This window comes from Candidatus Blastococcus massiliensis AP3, from assembly GCF_000582785.1.
GTDB lineage: Bacteria > Actinomycetota > Actinomycetes > Mycobacteriales > Geodermatophilaceae > Blastococcus > Blastococcus massiliensis.
The window spans coordinates 230,809-235,823 of the sequence record NZ_HG931173.1; the positions used below are offsets into that span (position 1 = coordinate 230,809).

A 5,015-nucleotide genomic window follows, 5' to 3' on the forward strand; every position below is an offset into this window, starting at 1 on the left:
CGGGGGCACCGGGGCCATGGGCGCCATCGCGGGCCGCCGGTGCGGCGGCAGACCGCTGGGCACCGCGCCGTTGGCCTGGCTCCCCGGGACCGAGGAGGCCGCGCCGTCCTTGCGGACGTTCGGCTTTCCGCTGTCGAACCCGGCGGCGATGACGGTCACCCGCACCTCGTCACCCAGGGCGTCGTCGATGACGGCACCGAAGATGATGTTGGCGTCCGGGTGCGCCGCATCCGAGACCAGCGAGGCGGCCTCGTTGATCTCGAACAGGCCGAGGTCCGACCCGCCGGAGATCGACAGCAGCACACCGTGGGCGCCCTCCATCGAGGCCTCCAGCAGCGGACTGGCGATCGCCTGCTCCGCGGCCAGCAGCGCGCGGTTGTCGCCGCGGGCGCTGCCGATGCCCATGAGCGCCGAACCCGCCCCGGACATGACCGACTTGACGTCGGCGAAGTCCAGGTTGATCAGGCCGGGCGTGGTGATCAGGTCGGTGATGCCCTGGACACCGGAGAGCAGCACCTGGTCGGCGGTCCGGAAGGCGTCCATGACGCTGACGTTCCGGTCGCCGAGCTGGAGCAGCCGGTCGTTCGGGATCACGATGAGCGTGTCGCACTCGTTGCGCAGCTCCTCGATGCCCGACTCGGCCTGGACCGCGCGGCGCTTGCCCTCGAAGGCGAACGGGCGGGTGACCACACCGATCGTCAGGGCGCCGAGCTTGCGCGCGATCGAGGCGACGACGGGCGCGCCACCGGTACCGGTGCCGCCACCCTCCCCCGCCGTCACGAAGACCATGTCGGCCCCCTTGAGGACCTCCTCGATCTCCTCGCGGTGGTCCTCGGCGGCCTGGCGGCCCACGTCGGGCTGGGCGCCGGCGCCCAGGCCACGGGTGAGCTCGCGGCCGACATCGAGCTTGACGTCGGCGTCGCTCATCAGCAGCGCCTGCGCGTCGGTGTTGATCGCGATGAACTCGACCCCCTTGAGGCCGACTTCGATCATGCGATTGACCGCGTTCACCCCGCCGCCGCCGATGCCGACGACCTTGATGACCGCTAGATAGTTGTGCGGAGGTGTCATGCGGCGCTCCCCAACTGGACCCTCATCCTCAAGTTCAGCCTTACAGTTATGTCAACTCGGTCGACGTGGATGAAGCTAGGTGCGGTGCGAGAGGCGCTACAAGCACCCCGTCCGGCTCGGCGTGTCGGTTGCGCGGCGGTCTGCCGGTCCCTCGCGACGCACCGATCACAGCGGCACCACTGATCGTGACGACCCGCCCTGGTTTCGTCTCATGCCGGGGTGCAGACTCCCGGCCGCCGCAGGAATCACATGCGCGACATTTGTTTCTGCGTTCGGGCGTGTCGCGACGGTCGGCGTGTCGCTCGGAGGCGCCTGTCCGCGCCGTCCGGAACCGCTCGGCAACCCTCCGCAACGGGCGCCGTGCAGGGCCCCCCGCGAGCCTGCGGGTGGTGGGGGCGGGGGGTGTCCCGTCAGCGCAGGACGACGGCCGCGGGCACGCTCACGTCGATCTCGTCGGCGGGGTCCAGCGCCCCGGCCTCGACCTGCTCGAGCAGGCCCTCGACGATCTCGGCCTTGTCGCCGGACTCGTCCGCGCTCCCCCACCGCACCACCGTGCCGTCGGCGAGCGTCACGACGATGTCGTCGGGAACCGCCGCCTCGACGCCGGCGATCCGCTCGCGCAGCGCCGTGGGCAGCGCGCGGATCGCGGTCAGCGCCGCCGTCGTCGCCTCGTCGTCCGGGCCCGGGTCGGCCACCACGAGCGGGACGACCCCCGCCGGCGGCTCACCGGTGATGGTGTCGAACAGCACCCCGCGGGCGTCCACCAGCGACCGCCGACCGGCCTCCGCCACCACCGCCACCGGGGTCCGCTCGACGAGGGTGATGACCACGCGGTTCGGCCAGCCGCGGGTGACCGCGACCGACTCCACCTGGGGCAGGTCGGCCACCGCGGCGCGCGCCGCGTCGACGTCGACCCGCAGGAGTGGCGTGCCCCGGTCGACGCCCGCCGTCTCGCGGACCAGATCGGCCGGCAGCGTGGCGGCGCCGTCGACCTGCACGGTGCGGACGGCGAGCAGCGGGCCGGCCCACAGGCCCCAGAGCACCCCGAGCAGGACGACCGTCCCGACGACCAGCTGCACCGCGCGCCGGCGGCGATCGGCCGTCCGGCGCCGCCGGTTGGGCAGCTGCGTGACCGCGGTGGCTCCCCGCCGGGTCCCCGGGCGCCGCGGCGGGACGCGGTCGCGGTCGCGGGTGGTGGTCCCGAGCCGGCTCACCGGTCCGCGCCCGTCGCGCCGTACGCCCCGCCCTTCCCGTTCTCTCCGGCCGATCGGGCCCGCAGCACCTCGAGCACCTCGGGACCGACCATCGAGACGTCGCCGGCTCCCATGGTCATCACCAGGTCACCCGGCCGCGCCCGCGCGGCCAGCGCCGGTGCCGCCGCGGACCAGGACGGCTCGAACAGCACGCGCTCGGCCGGGAGCGGGACGGCGTCGGCGACCATCGCGCCGGTCACGCCGGGGACCGGGTCCTCCCGGGCGCCGTAGATCTCCATGACCACGACGTCGTCGGCCAGGCCCAGCGCGTCCCCGAAGCCCTCGGCGAACTCCCGCGTCCGGCTGTAGAGGTGCGGCTGGAAGGCCACGACCAGCCGCCCGTCCCCGGCCACCGCGCGGGCGGCCCGCAGCTGCGCCCGCACCTCGGTCGGGTGGTGGGCGTAGTCGTCGTACACCCGGACGCCGTCGACGACGCCCTTGAGCTCGAACCGGCGGTGCACGCCGCCGAACCGGGCCAGCCCGTCGATCAGCTCGGCCGCCGGCAGGCCCAGCTCGAGGCCGGCGAGGAGCGCCGCCGCACTGTTGAGAGCCATGTGCTCACCGGGCACCTGGATGCGCACGTGGCCGAGTTCCGACCCGTCCAGCACGGCGGTGTAGCTGGTGGCGTCGACCCCGACGTGCAGGTCGACCAGCCGCAGGTCGGCGTCCCCGGCCCGTCCGTAGGTCCGCAGCCGGGCCGGGGTCGCCACCCCCCGGAGCCGGGCGGCGCCGGGGTCGTCCGCGCACACGATGACGAAGCCGTCGGGGTCCACGGTCTGCAGGAACCTGTCGAAGGCGGACTCGACCGCAGCCAGATCGCCGTAGTTGTCCAGGTGGTCGGCCTCGACGTTGGTGACGATCGCCCCGAAGGGCTCCAGCAGCAGGAACGAACCGTCGCTCTCGTCGGCCTCGGCGACGAAGATGTCGCCCTCCCCCGCGTGCGCGTTGCTGCCCGACTCGTTGAGGTCGCCGCCGATGGCGAAGGACGGGTCCACGCCGCACGCCTGCACCGCGACGGTGAGCATCGAGGTCGTCGAGGTCTTGCCGTGCGTGCCGGCCACGGCCACGCTGCGCCGTCCGGCCATGACCGAGGCGAGGGCGACGGCGCGCGGAAGGACCCGCAGGCCACGCTGCCGTGCGGCCGCCAGTTCCGGGTTGTCCGCGCGGATCGCCGTGGAGACGACGACGGTGGCGGCCTCGCCGAGGTGGGCGGCGTCGTGGCCCACCGCCACCTCGGCGCCCAGCGCCCGCAGCGCGAGCAGGGTGGGGGTGTCGCGACGGTCGCTGCCGGAGACCCGCACGCCCCGGGCGAGCAGGATCCGCGCGATGCCGCTCATCCCGGCGCCCCCGATGCCGACGAAGTGCACCGCGCCCAGTTCGTCGGGCGAAGGCACCGGCCCCGTCCAGGCGGCGACGTCGGCGGCGCTCACCGCGGCCCCCGGGCGACGTCGACGACGATGTCGGCCAGCCGCTCGTCGGCATCGGGCGCCCCGGCCGCGGCGGCGTGCTCCGCGTAACCGGCCAGCGCCGCGGGGTCGGTGAGCAGCGGGACGAGGTGCTCGCCGATCCAGGACGGCGTCAGGTCGGCGTCCTCCACGAGCAGGCCTCCCCCGGCCTCGACCACGGGCAGGGCGTTGCGCCGCTGCTCGCCGTTGCCGATGGGCAGGGGGACGAACGCCGCCGGCAGCCCGACGGCGGAGAGCTCGGCGACGGTCACCGCCCCGGCCCGGCACAGGGCGAGGTCGGCGGCGGCGTAGGCGAGGTCCATGCGCTCCAGATAGTCCACGACGACGTAGGGGGCGCTCGCGGCGGGCCGGGCGGGCACCTCGACGTCGGTGTTCTTCGGCCCGCGGGCGTGGAGCACCTGCACGCCCGCGGCGGTCAGCGCGTCGGCCGCGCCCACCGCGGCCCGGTTCAGCGTGGCCGCGCCCTGCGAGCCCCCGAAGACCAGCAGCGTCGGGCGGTCGGCGTCCAGGCCGAAGGCGGCGCGGGCCTCGGCGCGACGGCCCGCACGGTCCAGCGAGCTGATCGCCGTGCGCAGCGGCATGCCGACGTGCTCGCCGGCGTGCAGCGGCGTGCCGGGGGTCGTGACGGCGACCCGCGCGGCCAGCCGGGCGCCGATCCGGTTGGCCAGGCCGGGCAGGGCGTTCTGCTCGTGGACGACGATCGGGACCCGCGCCCGCCGCGCGGCCAGGTAGGCCGGCAGCGCCACGTAGCCACCGAAGCCGACGACGACGTCGGCGTCGAGTTCCTCCAGCAGCGCGCGGGTCCGGGCGACCGCGCCCCACACCCGGCCGGGCACCCGCAGCAGGTCGGGCGTCGGCTTGCGGGGCAGCGGGACGGGCGGGATCAGCCGCAGCTCGTACCCGCGGGCCGGCACCAGGCGCGTCTCCATCCCGCGCTCGGTGCCCAGGCAGGTGATCCGCAGGTCGTCGCCGCCCGGTCGCCGGCGGAGCGCGTCGGCCAGGGCGAGCATGGGCTCGATGTGCCCTCCGGTTCCCCCGCCGGCGAGGACGACCGACAGGGGACGGATCGAGGAGGCGCTCACCGGGCTCCCCCGGGGCGGCGGGGCGGCGTGGGCCGGGGGCCGCGTCGCTCGTCGACCGGTGCCACCGGGCGCACCGGACGGTCCGGGCGCTCCGGTCGCAGGGGACGCTCGGGGCGTCCGGGGTGTCCGGGGCGTCCGGCTCC

The 5,015-nt window shown here is 75.4% G+C and carries 4 protein-coding genes; all 4 read right to left on the reverse strand.

All coding sequences use genetic code 11. The features are described 5' to 3' along the window. On the reverse strand, positions 1–1,071 hold a 1,071-nt coding region (ftsZ, locus tag BN344_RS01130), incomplete at its 3' end, for a cell division protein FtsZ (RefSeq protein WP_231486402.1). A gap of 410 nt (positions 1,072–1,481) precedes the next feature. Beyond that, positions 1,482–2,285 carry a cell division protein FtsQ/DivIB gene (locus tag BN344_RS01135; RefSeq protein WP_040336697.1) on the reverse strand — a complete coding sequence of 268 codons (804 nt, stop codon included), beginning with the start codon at positions 2,283–2,285 and terminating at the stop codon, positions 1,482–1,484. After that, on the reverse strand, positions 2,282–3,754 hold the full coding sequence (gene murC / locus BN344_RS01140; protein ID WP_051515395.1) for a UDP-N-acetylmuramate--L-alanine ligase: 1,473 nt from the start codon (positions 3,752–3,754) through the stop codon (positions 2,282–2,284). The genes BN344_RS01135 and murC overlap by 4 nt, the downstream gene beginning before the upstream one ends. Further along, entirely contained in the window at positions 3,751–4,872 is a 1,122-nt protein-coding gene (gene murG, locus BN344_RS01145; RefSeq protein ID WP_231486404.1) for an undecaprenyldiphospho-muramoylpentapeptide beta-N-acetylglucosaminyltransferase, read from the reverse strand. The genes murC and murG overlap by 4 nt, the downstream gene beginning before the upstream one ends. Positions 4,873–5,015: the final 143 nt, after the last annotated feature.